General features: G+C 73.1%; 22 protein-coding genes and 2 pseudogenes. 13 read left to right on the top strand and 11 right to left on the bottom strand.

The features are described 5' to 3' along the window. The first annotated feature begins 166 nt into the window (after positions 1 to 166). Together IEY93_RS24415 and IEY93_RS24410 are read left to right on the top strand one after the other, a co-directional pair. Positions 167 to 1,297 (top strand): sensor histidine kinase, encoded by a 1,131-nt coding sequence (locus IEY93_RS24415; RefSeq protein ID WP_189165451.1) that lies wholly within the window; start codon positions 167 to 169, stop codon positions 1,295 to 1,297. A gap of 203 nt (positions 1,298 to 1,500) precedes the next feature. Next, positions 1,501 to 2,106, top strand: a complete 606-nt coding sequence (locus tag IEY93_RS24410; protein WP_189165450.1) for a response regulator transcription factor — start codon at positions 1,501 to 1,503, stop codon at positions 2,104 to 2,106. A 227-nt stretch (positions 2,107 to 2,333) separates the two neighbouring features. Here IEY93_RS24410 and IEY93_RS24405 read toward each other — a convergent pair whose 3' ends face one another. Beyond that, the gene (locus tag IEY93_RS24405; protein WP_189165449.1) at positions 2,334 to 2,546 is read right to left on the bottom strand and encodes a hypothetical protein; all 213 of its coding nucleotides are present in this window, start codon (positions 2,544 to 2,546) and stop codon (positions 2,334 to 2,336) included. A gap of 545 nt (positions 2,547 to 3,091) precedes the next feature. Between IEY93_RS24405 and IEY93_RS24400 the strand changes: the two genes are divergently transcribed. Beyond that, positions 3,092 to 4,438: a glycoside hydrolase family 6 protein gene (locus IEY93_RS24400; RefSeq protein WP_189165448.1), complete on the top strand. Its 1,347-nt coding sequence runs from the start codon at positions 3,092 to 3,094 to the stop codon at positions 4,436 to 4,438. Between the two features lie 28 nt (positions 4,439 to 4,466). Here the strand turns inward: IEY93_RS24400 and IEY93_RS24395 are convergent, their stop codons facing one another. After that, a complete protein-coding gene (locus IEY93_RS24395) occupies positions 4,467 to 5,333 on the bottom strand; it encodes an SGNH/GDSL hydrolase family protein (protein ID WP_189165447.1) in 867 nt (288 codons plus the stop codon). 257 nt (positions 5,334 to 5,590) lie between these two features. Here IEY93_RS24395 and IEY93_RS24390 point away from each other — a divergent pair, with 257 nt between their 5' ends. Further along, on the top strand, positions 5,591 to 6,820 hold the full coding sequence (locus tag IEY93_RS24390) for an isochorismate synthase (protein ID WP_189165446.1): 1,230 nt from the start codon (positions 5,591 to 5,593) through the stop codon (positions 6,818 to 6,820). Here IEY93_RS24390 and IEY93_RS24385 read toward each other — a convergent pair. Beyond that, a complete protein-coding gene (locus IEY93_RS24385) occupies positions 6,795 to 6,980 on the bottom strand; it encodes a hypothetical protein (RefSeq protein ID WP_189165445.1) in 186 nt (61 codons plus the stop codon). The genes IEY93_RS24390 and IEY93_RS24385 overlap by 26 nt on opposite strands. Positions 6,981 to 7,083: 103 nt before the next feature. After that, positions 7,084 to 8,502 carry an MFS transporter gene (locus IEY93_RS24380; RefSeq protein ID WP_189165444.1) on the bottom strand — a complete coding sequence of 473 codons (1,419 nt, stop codon included), beginning with the start codon at positions 8,500 to 8,502 and terminating at the stop codon, positions 7,084 to 7,086. Positions 8,503 to 8,638: 136 nt separating this feature from the next. Between IEY93_RS24380 and IEY93_RS24375 the strand changes: the two genes are divergently transcribed. Further along, complete coding sequence (locus tag IEY93_RS24375; RefSeq protein ID WP_189165443.1) at positions 8,639 to 9,589, top strand: AraC family transcriptional regulator; 951 nt, start codon at positions 8,639 to 8,641, stop codon at positions 9,587 to 9,589. Between the two features lie 138 nt (positions 9,590 to 9,727). On the opposite strand, the gene IEY93_RS24370 is transcribed toward IEY93_RS24375, so the two are convergent. Further along, positions 9,728 to 9,994, bottom strand: coding sequence for a P-loop NTPase family protein (locus IEY93_RS24370; RefSeq protein WP_229691444.1), 267 nt, complete (start codon positions 9,992 to 9,994; stop codon positions 9,728 to 9,730). Here IEY93_RS24370 and IEY93_RS39605 point away from each other — a divergent pair. Next, positions 9,970 to 10,071: pseudogene (locus IEY93_RS39605) on the top strand (hypothetical protein); the annotation flags it as partial. The gene IEY93_RS24370 and the pseudogene IEY93_RS39605 overlap by 25 nt on opposite strands. Positions 10,072 to 10,145: 74 nt before the next feature. Beyond that, positions 10,146 to 10,394: a UTRA domain-containing protein gene (locus IEY93_RS39600; RefSeq protein WP_307837593.1), complete on the top strand. Its 249-nt coding sequence runs from the start codon at positions 10,146 to 10,148 to the stop codon at positions 10,392 to 10,394. Here the strand turns inward: IEY93_RS39600 and IEY93_RS24360 are convergent. After that, positions 10,361 to 11,050 carry a DedA family protein gene (locus IEY93_RS24360; RefSeq protein ID WP_189165442.1) on the bottom strand — a complete coding sequence of 230 codons (690 nt, stop codon included), beginning with the start codon at positions 11,048 to 11,050 and terminating at the stop codon, positions 10,361 to 10,363. The two genes, IEY93_RS39600 and IEY93_RS24360, sit on opposite strands and share 34 nt — an antisense overlap. A gap of 79 nt (positions 11,051 to 11,129) precedes the next feature. Beyond that, positions 11,130 to 12,785: a 2-succinyl-5-enolpyruvyl-6-hydroxy-3-cyclohexene-1-carboxylic-acid synthase gene (gene menD / locus IEY93_RS24355; protein WP_189165441.1), complete on the bottom strand. Its 1,656-nt coding sequence runs from the start codon at positions 12,783 to 12,785 to the stop codon at positions 11,130 to 11,132. A gap of 165 nt (positions 12,786 to 12,950) precedes the next feature. Here menD and IEY93_RS24350 point away from each other — a divergent pair, with 165 nt between their 5' ends. The 3 genes from IEY93_RS24350 (at position 12,951) to IEY93_RS24340 (ending at position 16,827) form a co-directional block, all read left to right on the top strand. Further along, the gene (locus tag IEY93_RS24350) at positions 12,951 to 14,084 is read left to right on the top strand and encodes an AMP-binding protein (protein ID WP_229691440.1); all 1,134 of its coding nucleotides are present in this window, start codon (positions 12,951 to 12,953) and stop codon (positions 14,082 to 14,084) included. 79 nt (positions 14,085 to 14,163) lie between these two features. Continuing rightward, complete coding sequence (locus IEY93_RS24345; protein ID WP_189165439.1) at positions 14,164 to 14,508, top strand: hypothetical protein; 345 nt, start codon at positions 14,164 to 14,166, stop codon at positions 14,506 to 14,508. A gap of 882 nt (positions 14,509 to 15,390) precedes the next feature. After that, the gene (locus IEY93_RS24340) at positions 15,391 to 16,827 is read left to right on the top strand and encodes an RNA polymerase sigma factor (RefSeq protein WP_189165438.1); all 1,437 of its coding nucleotides are present in this window, start codon (positions 15,391 to 15,393) and stop codon (positions 16,825 to 16,827) included. A gap of 78 nt (positions 16,828 to 16,905) precedes the next feature. On the opposite strand, the gene IEY93_RS24335 is transcribed toward IEY93_RS24340, so the two are convergent. Beyond that, a complete protein-coding gene (locus tag IEY93_RS24335) occupies positions 16,906 to 17,283 on the bottom strand; it encodes a hypothetical protein (RefSeq protein WP_229691427.1) in 378 nt (125 codons plus the stop codon). Between the two features lie 274 nt (positions 17,284 to 17,557). Here IEY93_RS24335 and IEY93_RS24330 point away from each other — a divergent pair, with 274 nt between their 5' ends. Together IEY93_RS24330 and IEY93_RS24325 are read left to right on the top strand one after the other, a co-directional pair. Further along, entirely contained in the window at positions 17,558 to 18,178 is a 621-nt protein-coding gene (locus IEY93_RS24330) for a TetR/AcrR family transcriptional regulator C-terminal domain-containing protein (protein WP_189165436.1), read from the top strand. A 325-nt stretch (positions 18,179 to 18,503) separates the two neighbouring features. Further along, complete coding sequence (locus tag IEY93_RS24325) at positions 18,504 to 18,704, top strand: DUF5999 family protein (protein WP_189165435.1); 201 nt, start codon at positions 18,504 to 18,506, stop codon at positions 18,702 to 18,704. A gap of 3 nt (positions 18,705 to 18,707) precedes the next feature. On the opposite strand, the gene IEY93_RS24320 is transcribed toward IEY93_RS24325, so the two are convergent. Further along, the gene (locus tag IEY93_RS24320; protein WP_189165434.1) at positions 18,708 to 19,301 is read right to left on the bottom strand and encodes an alpha/beta hydrolase family protein; all 594 of its coding nucleotides are present in this window, start codon (positions 19,299 to 19,301) and stop codon (positions 18,708 to 18,710) included. An 80-nt stretch (positions 19,302 to 19,381) separates the two neighbouring features. On the opposite strand from IEY93_RS24320, the gene IEY93_RS24315 reads away from it, so the two are divergent. Beyond that, positions 19,382 to 19,759: a hypothetical protein gene (locus IEY93_RS24315; protein WP_189165433.1), complete on the top strand. Its 378-nt coding sequence runs from the start codon at positions 19,382 to 19,384 to the stop codon at positions 19,757 to 19,759. A gap of 145 nt (positions 19,760 to 19,904) precedes the next feature. On the opposite strand, the pseudogene IEY93_RS24310 reads toward IEY93_RS24315, so the two are convergent. Further along, positions 19,905 to 20,009: pseudogene (locus tag IEY93_RS24310) on the bottom strand (MerR family DNA-binding transcriptional regulator); the annotation flags it as partial. Between the two features lie 222 nt (positions 20,010 to 20,231). Continuing rightward, a partial coding sequence (locus tag IEY93_RS24305) for a cellulose binding domain-containing protein (protein WP_189165432.1) occupies positions 20,232 to 20,677 on the bottom strand: 446 nt, incomplete at its 5' end.

Raw genomic sequence — 20,677 nt, 5'->3', positions numbered from 1 at the left:
GGAGCCGGCGCAGGGGCCCGGCTCCGTCCCATCCGCGCCGGTGTGCGGATCCCGGCCGGTGTCCACCGCCGGACACCGGTTGCGTGCCCGGCCACCGGGGAGCCCCGGGCAGGTCGCGGGCGCACGCGGGTGGGACAGGCCTGGGGATCGCGGTTAGGTTGGTGCGGTGAGCGAGCCGAACGTCCCCTGCCGCGAACGCGCCGACCGCGACTTCGCCGCGAAGGGCCCGGACGCCCGCGGGTTCGTGATCTGGCTGGTGCTGCTGGCCTGGCCGCTGTGGGAGGTCCTCCAGGGCGAGGCGCGGCCGCTGTGGCTGGCGCTCCCCGGCCTCGCCGCCGCGGGCGCGCTGTACCTGTGGACGATCAGGCTGGCCTTCGTCGACCCCCGCCGGGCCGAGCGCGGGCCGCTGCCCGCCCTCGGCGCGCTCACCCTGGTCCTCGTCCTGACCCTGCACGGTTCCTGGTACATGCTGTTCCCGATGTTCGCCATCGCCGGCGGCGTCGCGGTGAAGGGCCTCAGCCGGGCCGCCACGGTGCTCGGGGCGGCCACGGTCGTGGCCTGCGGCCTCCTGCTGGCCGATGGCGGACAGTGGGGCGGCCTGCAGTCCCTGGGCTGGGGGACGTTCACCGCCGGCCTGGTCCCGGCGATCGTCCTGCGGCTGTTCGAAGTAATCGGTCAGCTCAGGCAGACCCGGGAGGAGCTGGCCAGGACCGCCGTCGCCGAGGAGCGGCTGCGCTTCGCCCGTGACCTGCACGACCTGCTCGGCCACACCCTGTCGGTGATGGTGGTCAAGGCCGAGGCCGTGCGTCGCGTGCTGCCGTCCGACGTGGCCGCCGCCGCCGAACAGGCCGCCGACATCGAACGCGTCGGGCGGGAGGCCCTGCGGGAGGTGCGCGCGGCGGTCACCGGGTACCGCGGCCGGGGGCTCACCGCCGAGCTGCGCGCGGCGCGCACCGTGCTCGGCGACGCCGGGGTGGCGCTCACCACCCGGATGCCGGCCGCCGAGCTGCCGCCGGAGGCCGACGCGCTGCTCGGCTGGGCGGTCCGGGAAGGCGTGACCAACCTGATCCGGCACAGCGGGGCGCGCACGTGCGAGATCGACCTCGGGGTCGGCGACAATGGCACGGTGCTGGAGATCCGCGACGACGGCCGGGGCGGCGCCCGGTACGAGAGTGCCGGGCAGGGGTTGCGCGGGCTGCGCGAGCGGGTGACCGCGACCGGCGGGCTGCTCGACGTGGACGACCTGCCCGCCGGCGGGTTCCGCCTGCGGGTGACGATCCCCGGAGCGCTCGCCTGACCTCGCCCTCGCGCACCCGAGACGGTTGCGCGCCGCCGCACCGCCTACCGGAGAGGACTTTCCGTGACGTCTCACACCAGCCGCACCGGCATCTCCGCTCGCCGCCGGCCCCGCGGCGAGCAGGTGCCGACCGGCGCGGGCGTTGCGGTGGTGCACGGCCCCGGCGGGCGGGCCGATGCGGCGAGACCGAAGGCGGGAGCCCGGTGATCCGGGTACTGCTGGCCGAGGACCAGCGCATGATGCGCGGGGCGCTGGCGCTGCTGCTCGGCCTGGAGGACGACATCGAGGTGGTCGCCCAGGTCGCCGCCGGGGACGAGGTCGTCGCCGCCGCCCTGGAGCACCGGCCCGACGTGGCGCTGCTGGACATCGAGATGCCCGGACGCAACGGCCTGGCCGCCGCCGCCGACCTGCGTGACCGGCTGCCGGGGTGCCGGGTGCTGATCCTGACCACCTTCGGCCGGCCCGGCTACCTGCGCCGCGCCATGGAGGCCGGGGCCCGCGGCTTCATGGTCAAGGACGGCCCGGTGGAGGAGCTGGCCGCGGCCGTGCGGCGCGTCCTGGCCGGGGAGCTGGTGGTCGATCCGGCGCTCGCCGCGGCCGCGCTGAGCGCGGGGCCGAGCCCGCTGACCGACCGCGAGCGCGATGTCCTGGCCGCGGCCGCCGACGGCTCCACGGTGGCCGACATCGCGGGCCGGCTGCACCTGTCGGAGAGCACGGTGCGCAACTACCTGTCGGCCGCCATCGGAAAGACCGGCACCCGCAACCGCATCGAGGCCGCCGCCGCGGCCCGCCACAACGGCTGGCTGTGAGACCGTCCGGCGAGGTGGCCGCCGGCCACCTGCCGCTCGCTGCTCGGGTCCGGCCGGGGCTCCGGCTGGTTCGCCCGGACACGCCGGAGTGATCGTGCCTTCATGCGCGCGCTGGAAGGCGCGAACGTCTCGGTGAGGTGGTCCGGACCTTGCCTCCACTGTGCACCCGGCGTCCGGGAAAGGCCCCTTGACTTCCAGGTTTCGGGAGAAGGCAAGGGGCCTTTCGGTCAGGCGTAGAGGAACCAGAGGTTGTACTGCGGGACGCAGCGGTAGGAGGTCCACCAGCCGCTGCTGATGCCGAGCTGGCCGACGCGGTTGCAGTCCCAGTCGTAGTAGTAGACGTTGCGGAGGCTCTCGGCCTGGGCCGGGGCGGCGCCGATGGAGAAGCTGAGGCCGGCGGCGAGGGCGGCGGTGACGAGGAGCGTGCAGAGTCTGCGCATGGATCCTCCTGCGGTCGGGGGTGGCGCGGTGCGGGCGGTGGAAGCATCGCATCCGGGCCAGGACGAAGGAAGATCACTTCGGTGTGGCCGCCACCGCCTGGTCGTGAGCTGCGGGAATGGGTGATGGCGGTGAAATGTTCAGCGCGGGCCCGATTGGGCGCCGGGCATGACGCTTCGCCGCAAGAGGACGAGAGATCCGACCGGCATCGCGACGGCCGACGGGCTCGGCCGTGCCGGACCCGCGGCGATGATCTTTCCAGGTGTCTGCGCCGGGGCACCGAGGGGGTCCCCCGGGCGGTGCGGCCGGGATGCCGTGCGCCTGGCGGACGACCGGCCTGGCTGAAGCTTTCACCGGGGGCACGGGCGGCGGCGTCCGGCGCGGCGGGCGTCCGCCGAGATGAGCGCGGGTCCGCACCGCCGGCGGCGGTCATGGCAGGGGCCACCGGCCGATCGGGCGCTGTACAAGCCGGTGCGCGGTGTGTGAATCGTAGAGGCGACGTCCATTGTCACGAATATCCGCACGCCCTCGGTCGAGGAGGCACGACATGGCGGTGCGACGGGGAACGCCTCTGGTGGCGGTGCTCGCGGCGGTCTTCCTCCTGCCGGTCCTGACGATGCTCACAGCCGCCCCGGCGGCGGCCGGCGTCCGCGTGGACAATCCCTATCTGGGCGCCCGGGGTTATGTCGACCCCTGGTGGTCGGCGTCGGCCGCGTCCGAGCCCGGCGGCGCCGTGGTGGCCGCCCAGCCGACCGGCGTCTGGCTCGACCGCGTCTCCCGCATCGAGGGCACGGCCTCCGCACCTGGGCTGCGCGCCCACCTGAACGAGGCCCTCCTGCAGGCCGCCGCCGTCGTCCCCGCCCCGCTCACGATCCAGATCGTGCTGAACGACCTGCCGGACCGCAACTGCACCCGCCTGGTGTCCGCCGGCGACTTCAGCGTGTCCTCCGGCGGCCTGGACCGCTACCGGACCGAGTACGTCGATCCGATCGCCGAGATCCTCGCCGACCCGGCGTACCAGCGGCTGCGCATCGTGGCGGTCGTCGAACCCGACTTCCTGCCCGGGCTGCTGATGCCGCCCGTCACCGACCGCTGCGCGGCCGTCCAGTCGAGCGGCGGGTACCCCGGCGCGGTGCGGTACGCGGTGAGCCGGCTGCACGCCATCCCCAACGTGTACGTCTATCTCGACGCCTCCCACCACGGCATCCTCGGGTACCCGGAGAACATGGGCCGGGCCGCCGACCTGCTGGCCGGCATCGCGGGTGTGGCCTCCGGGGGAGCCTCGCTCGTCCACGGCTTCACGGTGAACGTCGCGAACTACGGCGCGCTCGTCGAACCGCACTACAACGCCCGCATGGTGATCTACGGGCAGCCGGTGAAGCTGTCCCGGTGGGTCGACTGGAACGACTACGTGGACGAGCTCCCGTTCGCCCAGGACTTCCGGCGGCGGCTCCTGGCGGCCGGCTTCACCTCCGACATCGGCATGGTGATCGACACCTCTCGCAACGGCTGGGGCGGGCCGGACCGTCCGGCCCACGCCGGCTCCGCCACGAACGTGGACACCTTCGTGGACCAGTCCCGGACCGACCGCCGGTACCGCATCGCCAACTGGTGTAACCAGGCCGGCGCCGGGCTCGGCGAGCGCCCCCGGGCCGTGCTCACCACCGGCATCGACGCCTACGCCTGGATCAAACCGCCGGGCGTCTCCGACGGCTCCAGCACCGGCGCCCCCGACCCCGAGGGCGTCGGCCAGGACCCGATGTGCGACCCCACCTACTCTCCGCCGATCGGCTCCTACCGGCCGAGCGGGGCGCTCCCGGGCGCCCCGCCGGCGGGGCAGTGGTTCGGCGCGCAGTTCCGTCAGCTCCTGGCCAACGCCTACCCGCCGCTGTGAGCCACCGCCCCGCGCGCCCGGTGAGGCGTCACCGGGCCAGGGCGCGGGGGTCGGGGGTGGTCTCGGGGGCGAGCGGTGCGCGGTCCCAGGTGAAGCCGCGCTCGAAGGTCACCCGGGCCAGCGCGCGCTGGCCATCGGCGTTGGGGTGGAAGTAGTCCCACTTGCTCACGTGGTCCAGAGTGAACGGGAAGGCGAACACCGCGCCGCCGTCGTAGCGGCACGCCGGCCCGTAGGCCGCGCACGCCTGGGCGAGCTGCTCGTTGTAGTCCTGCACGCGTTCCCTGACCCGGTCTCTGCGCGCCTGGTCCTTCTTCGCCGAGGAGGCGGCGCGGGCCAGCATCGCCGGGCAGATGTGACCGAGCGCCCAGAACGAGCGGGCCACGACGTTGTCCTTGCCGATGCGCCACAGCCGCTTGACGTCGGGGATGCTGGCCACGAAGACCTTCGCCCCGGAGGGGGCCAGCACGGCCAGCGCGCGGTCGATCCGGTCACGGAAGGACGGCACCGGCGTCATGCGGGCCTCGGTGGACACGCAGGCGTCCTGCGCGCCGATCAGCACCGTGACGTACGCCGCATCGGCCGCCACGGCCTTGCGGGCCTGCGCGGCCAGGTCGGCGCTGGTGGAGCCGGGCACGGCGAAGTTGAGGTTGTGGCCCTTGACGGCCTGGCCGTAGCCGAGCAGGCGCAGGTAGTGGCTGTTCACCGAGGGGTGGTCCCCGGCCGCCCACGACCGGGAGGTGCACGAGACGTACCAGCCGCAGGCGTTGAAGCCCGCGCTGATCGAGTCGCCCAGCGCCGCCATCACCGGCGGCACCGGCTCGGCGGCGGCCGGGGCGGCCGTACCGGGCAGGCACACCACCACGGCCGCGAGCACGAACGCGATCTTGCCGACCATGGGCTACCTCCGGGCTGACGGGCTGAGCTGGGCGATCTCCGGGTGGGAGATCGGCAACCCAAGGTAGGGACCGGCGCGGGCATGCTCTATTACCTGCGGGGAAGGCGTTGCTACCGTTGACCGAGTTCCTATCGCGGCTTGACACGACGGCAGGGCTGTGTAGGCCCCCATGGACGTGCGACGCCTGTGACCTGCGGGGCCGTGTGAGACAGGGGGCCGATGTCGAACATGTTCAGATTCCGCATAAGGTGGGTCGGGTGAGTGTCGCGCTCGGGATAACCCGCCCCCCGCTGGTTCGCACCATCCCCATCGACCATCCCGGAGATCTGGTCGCGCGACTGCCGCAGGCTCCCCCCTACGCCTGGGTGCACCGGGGCGAGGGCATGGTCGCCTGGGGCGAGGCGGCCCGGGTCGACGTCCCTCCCGGCCCCGGCCGGTTCGACTGGGCCAGGGCCTGGCTGGCGGACGTCTTCGGCGAGGCCAGCGTGGACGACGGCGTGCACGTGCCCGGCTCGGGGCCGGTCGCCTTCGGCTCGTTCACCTTCGACCCCGACGCCCCCGGCTCGGTGCTGGTCGTCCCGCGTGTCGTGCTGGGCCGCAGGAACGGCCGCGCGTGGCTGACCACCGTGGGCGAGGCGCCGATGGAGCTGATGACGCCGCCGCGGGGCCCCGGCGAGATCCGCTACGGCGACGGCTCGCTGACCGCCCCCCAGTGGCAGCACGCCGTGGGCCGTGCGATCGGCGAGATCAGGTCGGGCCGGCTGGAGAAGGCCGTGCTCGCCCGCGACCTGGTCGCCACCGCCGAACGCGAGATCGACGTGCGGCTGCTGCTGCGCCGGCTCGCCGACGCCTACCCCGACTGCTACACCTTCTCCTGCGCGGGCCTGGTCGGCGCCACTCCCGAGCTGCTGGTCCGGCACACCGGCCAGGAGGTCGAGTCGCTGGTGCTGGCCGGCACGACCTACCGCGGGCCGGGCCCCGCGGAGGACCACGCCCAGGCCGCCGCCCTGTTCGCCTCGCGCAAGGACCGCTACGAGCACGCCTGCGCGGTGGCCTCGGTACGCGACACGCTCGCGCCGCTGTGCGCCGAGCTCACGGTGCCCGACCAGCCCGAGTTGCTGGTGCTGCCCAACGTCCAGCACCTGGCCAGCCGGGTGCGGGGACGCCTGGCCGACGGCGCGTCGGTGCTGGACGTGGTCGCCGCCATGCACCCGACGGCGGCCGTCGGCGGCACGCCGACCGGGGTCGCGCTGGAGGTCATCCGCGAGCTGGAAGGCATGGACCGCGGCGGGTACGCCGGCCCGGTCGGGTGGATCGACGGCCGCGGCGACGGCGAGTGGGGCATCGCGCTGCGCTGCGCCCAGATCGAGGGACGCCGGGCGCGGCTGTTCGCCGGCTGCGGCATCATGGGCGACTCCGACCCCGCCGCCGAGCTGGCCGAGGCCCAGGCCAAGTTCCGCGTCATGCGCTACGCCCTGGAAGGCTGATCACCCCACCGCGCCGGCGACGGCGCGGGAACCCGCACCAGACCGCGACCAGGGCCGCGGGCATCGGCAGGTCGCCGGGCACCACGCGGACGCGGGCGGCGGGCCAGAACGCGGTCAGCGCGTTCCCCGTCCTCCCGTCCAGGGCCAAGAACCGATCCACCCGCCCATAGTGCCAGGACCGACCGGCGAGCGGGCCCGGTCCCAGGCGTGTACCGCCCCGGCGGTGGACGCCGCCATACCGAGCGGCATGACGGCTACCTTGATCACGGGTTCTCCTGCGGCGGTCCTGCGGGCTCAGGGCGCAGGATGACGAAGCCGACGATGACGGCGGTGGCGAGGAGGCCCGCACCGGCGCCGAACGCCAGGTGGTAACCAGCGTTCAGCCCTGAGATGGTGCTCTGCCCGGCAGCGGTCAGCCGGGCGGTGCGTCCGGATGCGAGCGCGGCCAAGGCCGCCAAGCCGAGGGCGCCTCCCACCTGCGCTCCCGTACCGGCCAGACCGGAGGCGAGCCCGGCGTCGCCCGGGCGTACACCTGACATGGCCAACGTCATCACCGCGGGCATGGCCAGGCCCCCGCCCACGCCGAGCAGCACCATCGACGGCAGGACGTCCACCAGGTATCCGCCGTCCACCGGGGCACGGGTGAACCACGCCAGCGCGGCCGCGAGGAGCACAAGACCCGCCAGCAGTACGGCACGCGGGCCGAAGCGCGTGCTCATCCGCGCGGACAGGCCGAGCGACACGACCGCCAGCACCAGCGCGATGGGCAGTCCCGCCAGACTCGTCTCGGCCGCGCCGTATCCCACTACCCGCTGCAGGTACAAGACAGTGAGGAACTGGAATCCGGACATGGAAGCCACCATCAGCACTTGGACCAGATTGGCGCCTGCGAGGTTGCGCGAGCGAAAGACACCCAGCGGCATCAGCGGGCTCCTGGCACTGGCCTGGCGCGCAGCGAACGCCGCGAGCAAGGCGATGGACACCGCGCCGAGGCCGAGCGTATGCGCCGATCCCCAGCCGTGCTGCTCCACCTTGACGATGGTGTAGACGCCGACCATCAGACCCGCGGTGACCAGGAAGGCGCCCGTGATGTCGGCTCCCACGGCGAGGCCTGACCCGCGGTCATCGGCCAGCAGCCGAACGGCCAGCACCACCGCCACGACCCCGATGGGGACGTTGACGAAGAAGATCCAGGACCAGCCGGCGGCCTGGGTGAGAAGCCCTCCGGCCGTACCGCCGACCGCCCCGCCGACGGCCGCGACGAACCCGATCGCGCCGACCGCCTTGGCCAGCTCCCGCGGTTCCTGGAAGATCGTCACGATGATGCTCATGACCACGGCCGAAGCCATCGCCCCACCGGCCCCTTGAACGAACCGGGCGGCGACCAGCATCGCCTGGCTCACGGCCAGCCCGCACAGCAGCGAGGCCGCGGTGAAGGTACTCAGGCCGACGACGAACATGCGCTTGCGGCCGATCAGGTCGCCCAGCCGCCCGGACAGCAGCAACAGGCCACCGAAGGCGATCATGTAAGCGTTCACGACCCAGGCCAGGCCTGCGGGAGAGAACCCGAGGTCGGTCTGGATGGTGGGCAGCGCCACGTACACGATGCTGGAGTCGATGATGATCACTAGTTGTACGGCGCTGAGCACGGCGAACGCGCGCCAGCGTGACTTCTGGGGCATATGCGTTGTCTCCTGATATGGCAGACGGAACGCATACGACCCTAGGGCGGCGTTGGGGGACGTCCAATGCTGGAAAAGCTCTCATTCATACGGCATCGTCCCGATATGTAGACGCTCGCGAGAGTAAGCTGGCTTCATGGACGTGCTCAGTGACGTGCTCGCGGTCATGCACGTCGGTCGCCCGGTCTCCGCGCGCGTGCGACGACACGCCCCATGGGGGCGAAGCTATCCGCCCTCACCAGGGGCCGCCTTCCACGTGGTCCTCCAGGGGACGTGCTGGCTGCTTCCCTCCAACGGCGCCCCGATCGCGCTGAGCCCAGGGGATGTGGTGTTCCTTCCCCGGGCGATCGACCACGCACTGGCCGACAGCCCTTCCAGCCCCCTGACCGAACCCTTCTGCTTCCCCGGCGAGAACGGCCTCTACTTCGGGCAACGCGAGGAGTTCCCGTCAGGCAGGGCGGAGCAGGGCTCGAGGCCGCCCAGCGTGACCCTGTGCGGCGCGTACCGGTTCGACGCCGCGCTCGCGCACCCGCTTCTGAACGACCTACCCGAGATCGTTCACCTACCGGCCCGGCTTGGTCGCCATCCCGAGCTCCGCGCCGCCGTCGACCTCCTCGGCGCCGAGTTGGAGAACTCCCGCATCGGCGCGGACGCCGCCGTACCGGCTCTCCTCGACGTACTCCTGCTGTACATTCTGCGCGCCTGGTTCTCCGGCCGCCCCGAGCAGGGCACGACCACCGGCTGGGCCGCGGCATTGAGCGACCCGGCGATCACCGCGGCCCTGAGCGGCATCCATCGCGATCCCTCCCGGCCTTGGACGGTCGAGGAGCTGGGAAGGCGCGGCGGGTTGTCCCGGACGGCGTTCGCCCGCCGCTTCACGGCCCTGGTCGGCCGGCCCCCGCTCACCTATCTGACCTGGTGGCGGATGATCATCGCCCGACGGCTGCTACGCGACTCCGAGGCACCCCTGAGCATGGTGGCCCGGCAGGTCGGCTATGCCTCGGAGTTCGCCTTCGCCAACGCCTTCAAGCGTCAGTACGGCATCGCGCCCGGCAAATACCGGCGACAAGACCGAACGACAACGTAAGAGCGGTCGTGGCGCCCCTCTGTACTGGGCGAACCTCACGATCGGACCGGCGAGACCCACCATGTTCGGGTTCACTCAGGCCATGGCCGGCTTGTCGGGATTCGAGGCGGCGACGGCTCTGTCGAAGGAGACCGCGGTTCAGCCCGCCGCGGGTTCCGGGCGGTCTTTCGCCGAAGTACCGGGGAGGCGGTCGAGTTCGTGGGCGAGGTCGTCCAGTTCGGCGCCGCCGGCCATGAGCGAGGTGAGCTCCTCGCGGGTGATGGAGTGCCGGTCGTACTCTCCCAGGCTGACGCCGCGGTTGAGCGGCAGGAAGCGGTCGCCCACCGGGTAGGCGTGGTGCGGATTGTGGGTGATGAACACCACGCCGAGACCGCGGTCGCGTGCACGGGCGATGTAGCGCAGCACTACCGCGGCCTGCCGACGACGAGATCGCCGGAGTACTCGGCGTCGCGCCCGGCACCGAGGTGCTGCGGCTCGAGCGGGTGCGCTATGCGGCCGGGGAGCCGCTGGCCCTGCTGCACAACTGGCTGCCCACCGGTCTCGGCCGGCTGACGGCATGCTCTGGAGGAGCGCGGCCTGTACGATCTGCCGTGCGCGGGCGGGGTGCGCATGCGGGTGGCCAACCAGCGCATCGGCGCGCGCGGCCACCGCCGCGGAGGCGCGACTGCTGGACGAGCGCCGGGGTGCGCCGCTGCTCACCATGGTGCGTACGACCTACGACGACCAGGGCAGGGCCGTCGAGCACGGCTCACATGTCTACCAGGCCTCGCACTATTCGCTGGAGGTCACCCTGATCGAGCGCTGAGCGCCGGCCGGGGCGGCGGTCGCCCCTGCCTCGGCACCGCTCTCCTCGGCGGGCTCGGTGAGGCGCCCGGCGCGGCGTTTGATGTACAGGGTGGTGGCGCAGCCGAACAGCACGGCGACGAGCAGGCCCACCCAGGAGAAGCCCTTCAGCCACCGGTCGGCGACGATGCCGAGGTAGTGGATGACCGCGGTGGTGCCGCCGGCCCACAGGATGCCGCCGAGCACGTTGGCCACCAGGAACCGCCAGTACGGCATGCGCAGTGCGCCCGCCAGCGGACCGGCCAGGATGCGCAGCAGGGCGACGAAGCGGCCGAAGAACACCGCCCACATGCCCCACTTGTCGAAGGCGCGCTCGGCCTTGGCGATGTGGGCCGCGCCGAAGTGTTTGGGGAAGCGGCGGGCGAGCCGGTCGAACAGCGGCTGCCCGCCCCTGCGGCCGATGGCGTACCCCAGCGAGTCGCCGATGATCGCGCCGGCGCTCGCGCAGACCCCGACCCACACCGGGCTGACGACGTGCTGCGCCGACAGCAGCGCCGCGCTGACCAGGACGACCTCGCCCGGCAGAGGGATGCCGAGACTCTCCAGCCCGATCACGACGCCCACGATGACGCAGATCCACACCGGCGGGATCGCCTGGAGCCACTCCTCGACATGCATGGCTCACACCCTATGCGCTGGTACGCCCTGTGCAGCGCCCGCGGACGGGCCCGCCGGAATCAGGGGTGCGGCCGCGCGGTCAGCCGAGACTCCGCACGGCGGCCTGGGCGGCGTCGCGCATCTCGGCGTGGACGCGGGCGTTCTCGGCGCGGTCGGTGCGCACCTCCACGATGCGCAGCCCCTCCCCCCTGATCGCCTTGGACAGATCGCCGATCGAGGCCAGCAGAGTGTGCGGGGTGCCGGTGGCGGCGGCGAGGTAGGACAGGTCCACCCCGTGCGGGGTGCCGAACACCCGCTCGAAGGAGTCGGTCAGCGCGGCCTGGGGCAGCAGCGAGAAGATGCCGCCGCCGTCGTTGTTGACCACCACGACGCACAGGTCGGGCCGTGGCTCGCGCGGCCCGATCACCAGGCCGTTCTGGTCGTGCAGCAGGGTCAGGTCGCCGAGCAGCGCGTAGGAGGGCCCGTTGTGGGCCAGTGCCGCGCCGACGGCCGTGGAGACCAGGCCGTCGATGCCCGCCGCGCCGCGGTTGGCCAGCAGCCGCACGCCGCGCCGGGGCCGCATGGCCTGGTCCAGGCTCCTGATCGGCATGGAGGAGCCGGAGAACAGCAGGGCGTTGTTGGGCAGCATGTCGGCCAGGTCTCTGGCCAGGCGCGGCTCGGTGATCCCCGCGTCGTCCAGCACGGCGTCCACCGCAGCGCGCGCCGCGGCCTCGGCGGCACGCCAGGACCGCAGCCAGGAGTCGCCGCCCGCGGCCACCGGGATCTCGACCGCCTGGGCGACCTGGGTGGCCGATCGGGCCGGGTCTGGCCAGCGTGACAGGTCGGAGGCGACGACGATGTGCTCGGTGGCCTGCTTGAGCCAGGCCAGCAGGGGCCGCGACAGGCTGGGCCGGCCGAGGGTGACCACGACGTCGGGACGGTGGGCGGTCGCGAACTCGGGGGTGCCGAGCAGGAAGTGGTAGGCCGAGATGGCGTGGTCGCCGTACCGGCCGCCCCCGGTCGGCTCCGACAGCACCGGCCATCCGGCCATGCCCGCGGCGGCGACGTAGCGGCGCACGTTCGGCGCGCCGTCGCCGACGACCAGCACGCCGCGGCGGGTGGGCGGGACGTGCAGGCCGGCGGACGGCGGCGCGACCCTTGCCCGCACCCACGGGCCGGTCCCGGTGCCTTCCAGGGGCTCGCACCAGGTGGTGTCGCCGTCGGGGATGAGCGGCTCGCGGAAGGCCAGGTTGAGGTGGACGGGGCCGGGGTCGCCGGGGCCGAGGGCGCGCTGGTAGACGCGGGAGGCGAGCGAGCGCCAGTAGGCCACCTGGCCCGGCCGCTCCTCGGGGACTCCGACCTCGGTGAACCACCGCACCGCCGCGCCGTACAGCTTGAGCTGGTCGATCGTCTGGCTGGCCCCGGTGCCGCGCAGCTCGGGCGGGCGGTCGGCGGTGAGCAGCAGCAGCGGGACGCCGGACTCGTGGGCCTCGACCACCGCGGGGTGGAAGTTGACGGCGGCGGTGCCCGAGCTGCACACCAGGGCGACCGGCCGCTCCGACCTGCGGGCCAGGCCCAGGGCCAGGAAGGAGGCCGAGCGCTCGTCGATGCGCACGTGCAGCCGCAGGCGGGGGTCGCCGTGGGCGGCGAGCGCCAGCGGGGCCGAGCGGGACCCGGGGGCGAGCACCACGTCGGTCAGCCCGCAGCGCGCCAGCTCGTCGAACAGGACGCCGGTCAGCGCGGTGGCGGGGTTCACCTGCCCTCCTCGAAAAGTGCCTGGGGGGCGGCCCGCCCGGCGGGGCGGTCGACCCGGGGGAACGGGCAGGGCCGGATGGGGCCCCTCGCCCGGACTAACCTTACGACCGTGAGTGAGCGTCCTGTGCACGCGGTGGTTCTCCCTCCCGGTCCGTCCCTGTTCGGCATGATCCGTGACGCGGTACGCGGGGAGGGTCCGGCGGTGCTGCCGCTCGCCCCCGACCTGCCCGCCCCGGCGTTGCGCGAGGCGCTTTCGGCGTTGCGCCCCACCCATGTGGCGACCGCCGATGGCGTGCGGCGCCACGCGGGCGGGGTGCCGGCGGCCGGGGACACCGCGGTGATCATCGCGACGAGCGGCTCGACCGGGGTGCCCAAGGGGGTGGAGCTGGCGGCGTCCGCCCTGACCACCGCCGCGGCGGCCTCTTTGGACCGGCTCGGCGCCCGTCCGGGCGAGCGCTGGCTGTGCTGCCTGCCGGTCTCCCACGTCTCCGGCCTGATGGTGCTGGTGCGCTCGCTGCTGGGCGGCACTGAGCCGTTGATGCACGAGCGGTTCTCCCCCGAGGCGGTCGCCGGCAGCGGCGCCGACCACGTGTCGCTGGTGCCGACGCAGCTGCGGCGGATGCTCGACGCGGGCGCCGGCCTGTCGCGGTTCCGCACGATCCTGCTGGGCGGGGCCGCCGCGCCCGAGGGCCTGCTCGCCGAGGCGCGGGACGCCGGGGCGCGCGTGGTGACCACGTACGGGATGAGCGAGACGTGCGGTGGATGCGTCTACGACGGCGTGCCGCTCACAGGTGTACGGACCGCGGTGGGGGCGGACGGCCGGGTGCTGCTGGCCGGCCCGGCGCTGTTCTCCGGCTACCGGCTGCGCCCCGACCTGACGCGGGAGGCGCTGCGCGAGGGGTGGTACGTCACCTCCGACCTCGGCGCGCTGGAGAACGGCCGGCTGCGGGTGCTCGGCCGCGCCGACGATGTGATCAACACCGGCGGGCGCAAGGTGGTGTCCGCCCAGGTGGCCGCGATCCTGACCGGGCATCCGGGCGTCGGGGAGGCCGTCGTCGCCGGGCGCCCGCACCCGGAGTGGGGCGAGGAGGTCGTCGCGGTGGTGGTCGCCGCCGACCCGGCCGCTCCCCCGGCGCTGGAGGAGCTGCGCGCCCTGGTGAAGACGCGGATGCCCGGGTACGCGGCGCCGCGCGTGCTGGTGCTGAGAGACCGTCTCCCGCTGCTGCCCAACGGCAAGCACGATCTTGTAGCGATCCGCCGGGATATTTCCGGGTTTGTTGGCGCAAGTGATGTTTCTTGACCACAATGTCCCGTCAGGGAACCGGAAGCCGTATCCAGCCGTCATAGGGACAGGCAGTGGATCTAGGAAGGACGCCTTGATGAACCCAACCCGCAAGATGTGGATCTCCGCCGGTGTGGTGGGAGCGGTCCTCGTCGGGGGTATCTCCGTCGCGGCGGCCGCCGCCACGGGACGGGTCGAGACCGATAAGGCCGGTCGCCAGAGCGAGACCTCCACGACCTACGCCCCCGGTGAGGCGCCTGGTCGGATCCCCGGGCCCGACGTCCCCGCGAACGCCGAGCCGACCGCCCCGCCGAAGGTCTTCACCGACGAGCAGATGAACCGCGACCCCAAGAAGGTCGCGGAGTTCTGGACCGAGAAGCGCATGGAGGAGGCCGAGCCGCTGCCGATCCCGGTCATCACCGGCGAGAAGAAGCCGAAGTAACCGGCAAGGCGCCAGGCTTCTCAGGAGGCGGCCCGCCAGATGGCGGCCCGCCTCCTGTCATGCCAAGCCCCCCTGCCGCCTTCGCAGCGGTGACGGCCGAACTCCGGCCACCCCGCACCGGCCCAGGACGGCCCCGGTCCCGTCCCGACCGGCTGATCGGCGACAAGGGGCGTCCTCCACCAAGATCCGCACCTACCTGTACCGTCGTGGCATCCAGGCGGTCATCCCCGGGCGCAAGGACCGGATCACCGACCGCAAGCACAAGGGGCAGCCGCAGATGCCGCCCTCACGCCTTCGCCACCCTGCTCCGGCAGGCTCGAGTAGTGGCGAGCCGTCGCCACCCGCTTCGACGAACTCGCCGGCCGCCACCTCGCCAGCGCCACCATCGGCGCCCTGATGCTCCGGCTCCGCCACTTCGAACCGTCAGACACGCCTGAGCACCCACAGGAGCTTCCCGTCCCTCCCGTCCACCGGCGGATCCCCCGCGCTCGCGCGGCCGTGAACATCGTCGAGCACGATCTTCTCGCCCGGTCCCCTCCACTCCCCCGGGGTCTTCTCCCCGGCGCGCCCGGCCGGAGGACGGCGGGAAGCGCGGATGGTGTGTGGATCGGGCGATCGTGGGCAGTGGAGGGTCGGCGGCACCGGCGGGCAGTGCGGCGGCGCGCGGCCCCCGCCGGACCGCCGCGAACGACGCCCGCCGGGGCCGCCCCGGGTGTTCACCAGGCGGGACGTGCACGCTCATCAGGTGGTCCGCCCGGCCGCGCCGAGGGGTGCCGGGAACAAACGGCGCCGTCTGACGTTATTGATAACGGTGCGCCGAGCCTCGAACGCCGCACCATCCCAAGACCGAAATGACGACTCCGTGACGGAGGAGGTGTGCTCATGCCCCGAACTGCCGCGGCGACCTCGCCCTCGCGCGAGGCGACCACGACGACGCTCGCTCAGGTCCTCGACCGAGGGCGAGCGCAAGGTCACCTTTCCCTCGCGGAGCTACGCGAGGCGTTCTCATCGGCGCAGATCAGCCCGGCCAAGGGCCGTTCGATCCTGCGCGAGCTCACCGAGGCCGGCGTGAGCCTGGCCACGGAGGACCAGCCCACCCGCAGCCCGGCGCGAAAGACCCGTAAGAGCACCGAAGTGAAGACTACCGCGAAGAGGGCAATGACCCGCACCACCAGCGCCACCGCGGACCCCGCCACCGGCGGGGAGCCCGCCGAGGGCGCGGTCGCCACCCGCCGCCGCCCCGCGACGCGCCGCGCCCGCACGACCACGCAGACGGTCCCCGCCCCCGCCGCCCCCACCCCGCCCCCGGCCGGCCCCGCCGAGCAGGTGGACTCCGCGGAGCCGGAGGAGAGCTGGACCGAGGACGACCTCGACCTGTCCAACGAGCCGCTCGACCTGGACGACCAGTCCTCGGTCATGGGCGACTCGGTGCACACCTACCTCAAGTCGATCGGCCGCCGCACGCTGCTGACCGCCGCCGAGGAGGTGGAGCTGGCCAAGCGCATCGAGGCCGGCCTGTACGCCGAGTACAAGCTCGAGGCCGAGACGCTCACCGACGAGCAGCGCGCCGACCTTACGTGGGTCGCCGAGGACGGCAGGCGGGCCAAGGACCACATGCTGGAGGCCAACCTGCGCCTGGTGGTCTCGGTGGCCAAGAAGTACACCGACCGCGGCATGGCGCTGCTGGACGTCGTGCAGGAGGGCAACCTCGGCCTGATCCGCGCGGTGGAGAAGTTCGACTACTCCAAGGGCTACAAGTTCTCCACCTACGCCATGTGGTGGATCCGGCAGGCGATCCAGCGCGGCTTCGCCGACTCCGCCCGCACGATCCGGCTCCCGGTGCACGTGCTCGAGATGCTGTCCAAGCTGTCGCGCATCGAGCGCGACATGCACCAGCGCCTCGGCCGCGAGCCCACCCCCGAGGAGCTGGCGGTGGAGCTGGACAAGACCCCCGACCAGATCGAGGAGCTGCTGCGCACCAGCCGCCAGCCGATCAGCCTGAACGCGACCATCGGCGAGGACGGCGAGACCACCATCGGCGACCTCATCGAGGACGTCGACGCCCCCGAGGCGTCAGAGGTGGTGGACCGGCAGCTGCTGGGCGCCGAGTTGCGCGGCGTGCTCGGCAACCTCACCCCTCGCGAGGCCAAGATCATGGCGCTGCGGTTCGGCCTGGTGGACGGCAAGCCGCACACGCTGGACGAGATCGGCAAGCACCTGGGGCTGACTCGCGAGCGCATCCGCCAGCTCGAGAAGGAGTCGCTGTCCAAGCTGCGCCACCCGAGCAACACCCGCCCGCTGCTCGACTGGGCGAGCTGACGCACCCATCCGAAACGGCCCTCGCCCACAACCGGGCGGGGGCCGTTGCGGTGCCCGGGCCTTCCCGGTGCAGTACAGCTAGCGCGCGGCGGGTACGGGGCGCGGGACGCGGGGAATGCCGGTGAGGCGGTTGGCCTCGCGCAGGGTGCGCAGGCGGTCGACCTCCTGGGTCCACTTGGCGCCTTCGGGGGTCGCCCTGCCCTTGCGCCGCCGGATGCGGTCGTCGTAGGCCTTGACGCCCAGGGTGGCGCGCTGGGCCGCCTCGGCGGCGCGCAGGGCGTCGGTCAGCGCGCGATCGTAGGCGAGCGCGGCCTCCCGCAGCTCCGGCACTCCGGCCCGGGCGGCCTGGCGCCGCCGCAGCTCACTCTCGGCCGCACGCGCCCTGTCCACCAACTGGGGGAAGCTCTTTCCGACCTCCTGGTCGGCGTGGTGCCTGACCTCCGCCTCCCTGCTCACGCTCGGACGGAAAAACGCCATCGCCTGCCCTCTCTCGGCACACCACCGGCCACGCCGGCGATCTCTCCTGCCCGCCGGCCCTGACCGGCGTTCGTCGCTCGCGCCCTAGCGTACGCCGCCCGCGGCACCGGCTCGGCCGCGGCCCCGGCGGTCATCGATCTTCCGGGACCGGTGTCTTCCGCACGCAGGTGAGTGCGGCGGCGCGGGTGGGGCGCCGGGGTTGTCCAGCGCGGCGGCCTTTACAAAGTAAGTCAGGCTCGGGATCATGATGGGCATGCCAGCGAAGCGACCTCCGGTCCCCCTGTCCCGCGAACGCATCATCGAAGCGGCCCTGCACATCGCCGACGGTCAGGGCCTGCGCCGGCTGACCATGCGCCGCCTCGGCGACGCCCTGCAGGTGGAGGCGATGGCGATCTACCACCACCTCCCCCGGGGCAAGGAGGCGCTCATGGACGCACTCGCCGAGCACGTCACCAGCGTCACCGTCGAGGCCTCCGCCGCCGGCTGGCAGGACGTCGCCCGGGCCTGGGCGCGCGTCGCACGGACCGCCTTGCTGGAGCACCCGGGTGTGCTGGCCCTGGCTCTCACCAAGCCGCCGCAGGGCACCGCCCTGCTGGCCATCCGCGAGCAGGGCGAACAACTGGCCACGGCCGGGTTCGGCGATGCCGCCCGGGCCGCCCAGGCGGTGCGCACGCTGCGCGCGTACGTGCTGGGTAGTGTCGCGGTGGAGATCCAGCGCTCCGGCTGGGCCGCACCGGCCGCCGACGCCGAGGACGACGGGGAGACCGTGACGGGACCGTCCCCCGCGGCCGTACGGGCCGAGCCGGCCGAGGAGGCCGAAGCAGCCTTCGAACGCGGGCTCGACGCCCTGCTGAGGGGCCTCGCCGACGCGTAACCATTCGTTTATCCGTTCGGCGGCGAGTCGTGCTTGGACCGTTATCTTCCGTCGGGCACGCTTGTGTGGCAGGTCACACGACCGAACCAGTCCTGCGGGTCCCCCTCGGACCCCTAACCCGCGGCTACAAACCGTCCCAATGGGCTATGTCGTACGCGTGTGACCCGCAGCACACTTACTCTGTAGGTGTGCGCTAGCGCACACACCATCACAACAGCGCTCGTCCCCGTGTGACGGGGAATGGGGGAGTCGGCGCAGGGCAGCGGTGCCTGGCGAGTGATGCCCCCGCGAGCCCCAGACCGAGAGAGAAAACCGGAGGCACACGATGTGCCCGCATGAGCCGTCCTGTCCTGGCACCAACGCGCCGGACCGCGAAGCCGCCCGCACGATCGCGGCGCACCCTGAGCAGGGGTGGAGCCTGTTGTGCAACGGCATCGTGCTTTTCGAGGACACCGGGGAGCTCCTGCCCGATGGCGCCGTCATCGCCCCGCACCGTCCCACCGATCTGGCCATCAGCGCAGCCTGACCGTCACGAGAACCGCGGGCCGAGCCACTCCGCGACCACCTCGCCCACCCGGGCGGGGTCCCGGTTGAGGTCGTGCCCCTCGCCCGCCAGCACCACCAGGCGCGCGGCGTCCGCTCGCTCGGGGATTCCGAAGCGATCCCGGTCGCCGCTGACCACCAGCACGTCCACCCCCGCCTCGCGCAGCTCCTGCGCCCGTGAGCGTCCGGGCTTGCCGGGCGGGTGCAACGGGAAGGCCAGCGCCACGACCGCCGCCGCACCGACGGCACGCGCGGTCCGGCAGGCCACCCGGGCTCCGTTGCTCCGGCCGCCCTGCACCAGGGGCAGGCCGGGGAACTTCTCCCCCAGCGACGCGGTGATCGAGGTCCACGCCTCGTCCTGCCTGGCCGGCGACCCCGGAGCGCGGGCTCCGGCGACTCTGAACGGCTGCAGCACGCGGGCGACGGTGCCGCCGATCGCGACCGTCGCGTCGCGCACGGCCAGCAGATCAGGCGACTCCACCCCGCCGGCCGACCCGTGGGTGAGGACGAACAGGAACCTCGGCTCGGCCGCCTCGTCGACCTCCACGACCGCCCGCCCCCGCGGCGTCATGATCTCCATGCCGAACACCGTACTCCGGGAGTAGGGCCTTCCTTCTTCCGGGGGATGCCGGTGAGCTGCCGTTGTGCCACATTGGCAGGGTGCCGGACAACACACTCCCCCGCGACGAGCTCCGGGCCACCATCGAGGCCCGGCGCGATCTCGGCCCCGACTACGAGCAGGCGCTGGTCGAGTCCTTCCTCGACAAGATCGACTCCGCGATCGAGGCCCGGGTGCGGGCCGAGGTGGCCGCGCAGAACGGATACCAGGTCCAGCCGGGCACGCCGGGAGCGTCCCCTCCCCGGGGCAGGCCGAAGCAGACCGACTCCACCATCCCGATCGCGCTCGGGTCCCTCGGCATCGGCATCCCGCTGACCGCGATCGCCGCGGGCGAGGCGGGGCCCGCCGGGCTGTTTCTGGCCTGGACCGGCATCATCCTGGTGAACGTCGCCGCCGCGCTCGGCCGCCGCCGCAGGTAGGCCCGGCGGACCTGCCGTCCGCGCGGCAGAGCCGTGGCGGCCGGAAGGACGGGCCGGGCCACAGACCGGTCAGGACGGGTCCAGCGTGCGGGCGGGCCGCAGGGCCGCGAGGACGGCGGCCGGGTCGTCGGCGAACAGGCGCATCACCCGCACCTCGGCGGGCCGGCTCGGGCAGCAGGCCCCGGTGGTGGTAGTGGCGCACGGTCCGGGTCGACACCCCGGCCATCGCGGCGAGCTCACCGATCAGCATGGCCTCAGCGGAAACGTTGACGTCACGTCAATGTCAAACCGTGCGCATCACGCTCGCCGTGCGGCCGGCTCCGAAGACTCGCCGATGCCGATCGGACCGGTACGGCCGGCGGTGCGGCGATCACGGGGATCCGCACACCGCCGGCCGCTCAGATGCGACGCCGTGGTCACCGGCGTGCCGGCCTGGCGTGCCGCCGTCCCCGTCTGGGGACGGCGGTCGCCGTCAGGGGCTGGTGCAGGTGATGGCCGGGGTCGTCGGGGTGCCGTTGGCGAGGAAGCCGAACGTCGTCGAACCGGACGGCTGGAGCGAACCGTTGTAGGAGACGTTGGTCACCGACGCGGTCGAGCCGCTGGTGCTCAGCGTGCCGTTCCAGACCTGGCTGATGCTCTGGCCACTGCCCAGGGTCCATCGGGCGGTCCAGCCGTTGATCGCCGAAGCGCCGGCCGTCACCGTGACCTCGCCCTGGAAGCCGCCCGACCACGAGTTGGTGGTGCGGTAGGTCGCGCCGCAGGCACCGCCCGGCGTGGGAGTGGGCGTCGGAGAGGGGGTGGGGGTCGGAGAGGGCGTGGGCGTGGGGGTCGGGGTGGGGGTGGGAGTAGGCGTCGGCCCACCGGAGCCGAACTGCCACCAGTTGACGTTGAACAGGTTGCCGCTGCCGCCGGTGAAGC

The sequence above is a fragment of the Sphaerisporangium melleum genome (assembly GCF_014646695.1).
In the GTDB taxonomy this organism is placed as follows: Bacteria; Actinomycetota; Actinomycetes; order Streptosporangiales; family Streptosporangiaceae; genus Sphaerisporangium; species Sphaerisporangium melleum.
The sequence above is the reverse complement of the archived record's forward strand: the minus strand, read 5'-3'. Positions and strand labels throughout refer to the sequence as shown.

Coding starts and splice junctions, on each gene's coding strand:
- IEY93_RS24405 (WP_189165449.1), bottom strand. CDS start 2,546: ATGCGCAGACTCTGCACGCTCCTCGTCACCGCCGCCCTCGCCGCCGGC.
- IEY93_RS24400 (WP_189165448.1), top strand. CDS start 3,092: ATGGCGGTGCGACGGGGAACGCCTCTGGTGGCGGTGCTCGCGGCGGTC.
- IEY93_RS24395 (WP_189165447.1), bottom strand. CDS start 5,333: ATGGTCGGCAAGATCGCGTTCGTGCTCGCGGCCGTGGTGGTGTGCCTG.
- IEY93_RS24380 (WP_189165444.1), bottom strand. CDS start 8,502: ATGCCCCAGAAGTCACGCTGGCGCGCGTTCGCCGTGCTCAGCGCCGTA.
- IEY93_RS24375 (WP_189165443.1), top strand. CDS start 8,639: ATGGACGTGCTCAGTGACGTGCTCGCGGTCATGCACGTCGGTCGCCCG.
- IEY93_RS39600 (WP_307837593.1), top strand. CDS start 10,146: ATGCTCTGGAGGAGCGCGGCCTGTACGATCTGCCGTGCGCGGGCGGGG.
- IEY93_RS24360 (WP_189165442.1), bottom strand. CDS start 11,050: ATGCATGTCGAGGAGTGGCTCCAGGCGATCCCGCCGGTGTGGATCTGC.
- IEY93_RS24350 (WP_229691440.1), top strand. CDS start 12,951: ATGATCCGTGACGCGGTACGCGGGGAGGGTCCGGCGGTGCTGCCGCTC.
- IEY93_RS24345 (WP_189165439.1), top strand. CDS start 14,164: ATGAACCCAACCCGCAAGATGTGGATCTCCGCCGGTGTGGTGGGAGCG.
- IEY93_RS24340 (WP_189165438.1), top strand. CDS start 15,391: ATGCCCCGAACTGCCGCGGCGACCTCGCCCTCGCGCGAGGCGACCACG.
- IEY93_RS24330 (WP_189165436.1), top strand. CDS start 17,558: ATGCCAGCGAAGCGACCTCCGGTCCCCCTGTCCCGCGAACGCATCATC.
- IEY93_RS24325 (WP_189165435.1), top strand. CDS start 18,504: ATGTGCCCGCATGAGCCGTCCTGTCCTGGCACCAACGCGCCGGACCGC.
- IEY93_RS24320 (WP_189165434.1), bottom strand. CDS start 19,301: ATGGAGATCATGACGCCGCGGGGGCGGGCGGTCGTGGAGGTCGACGAG.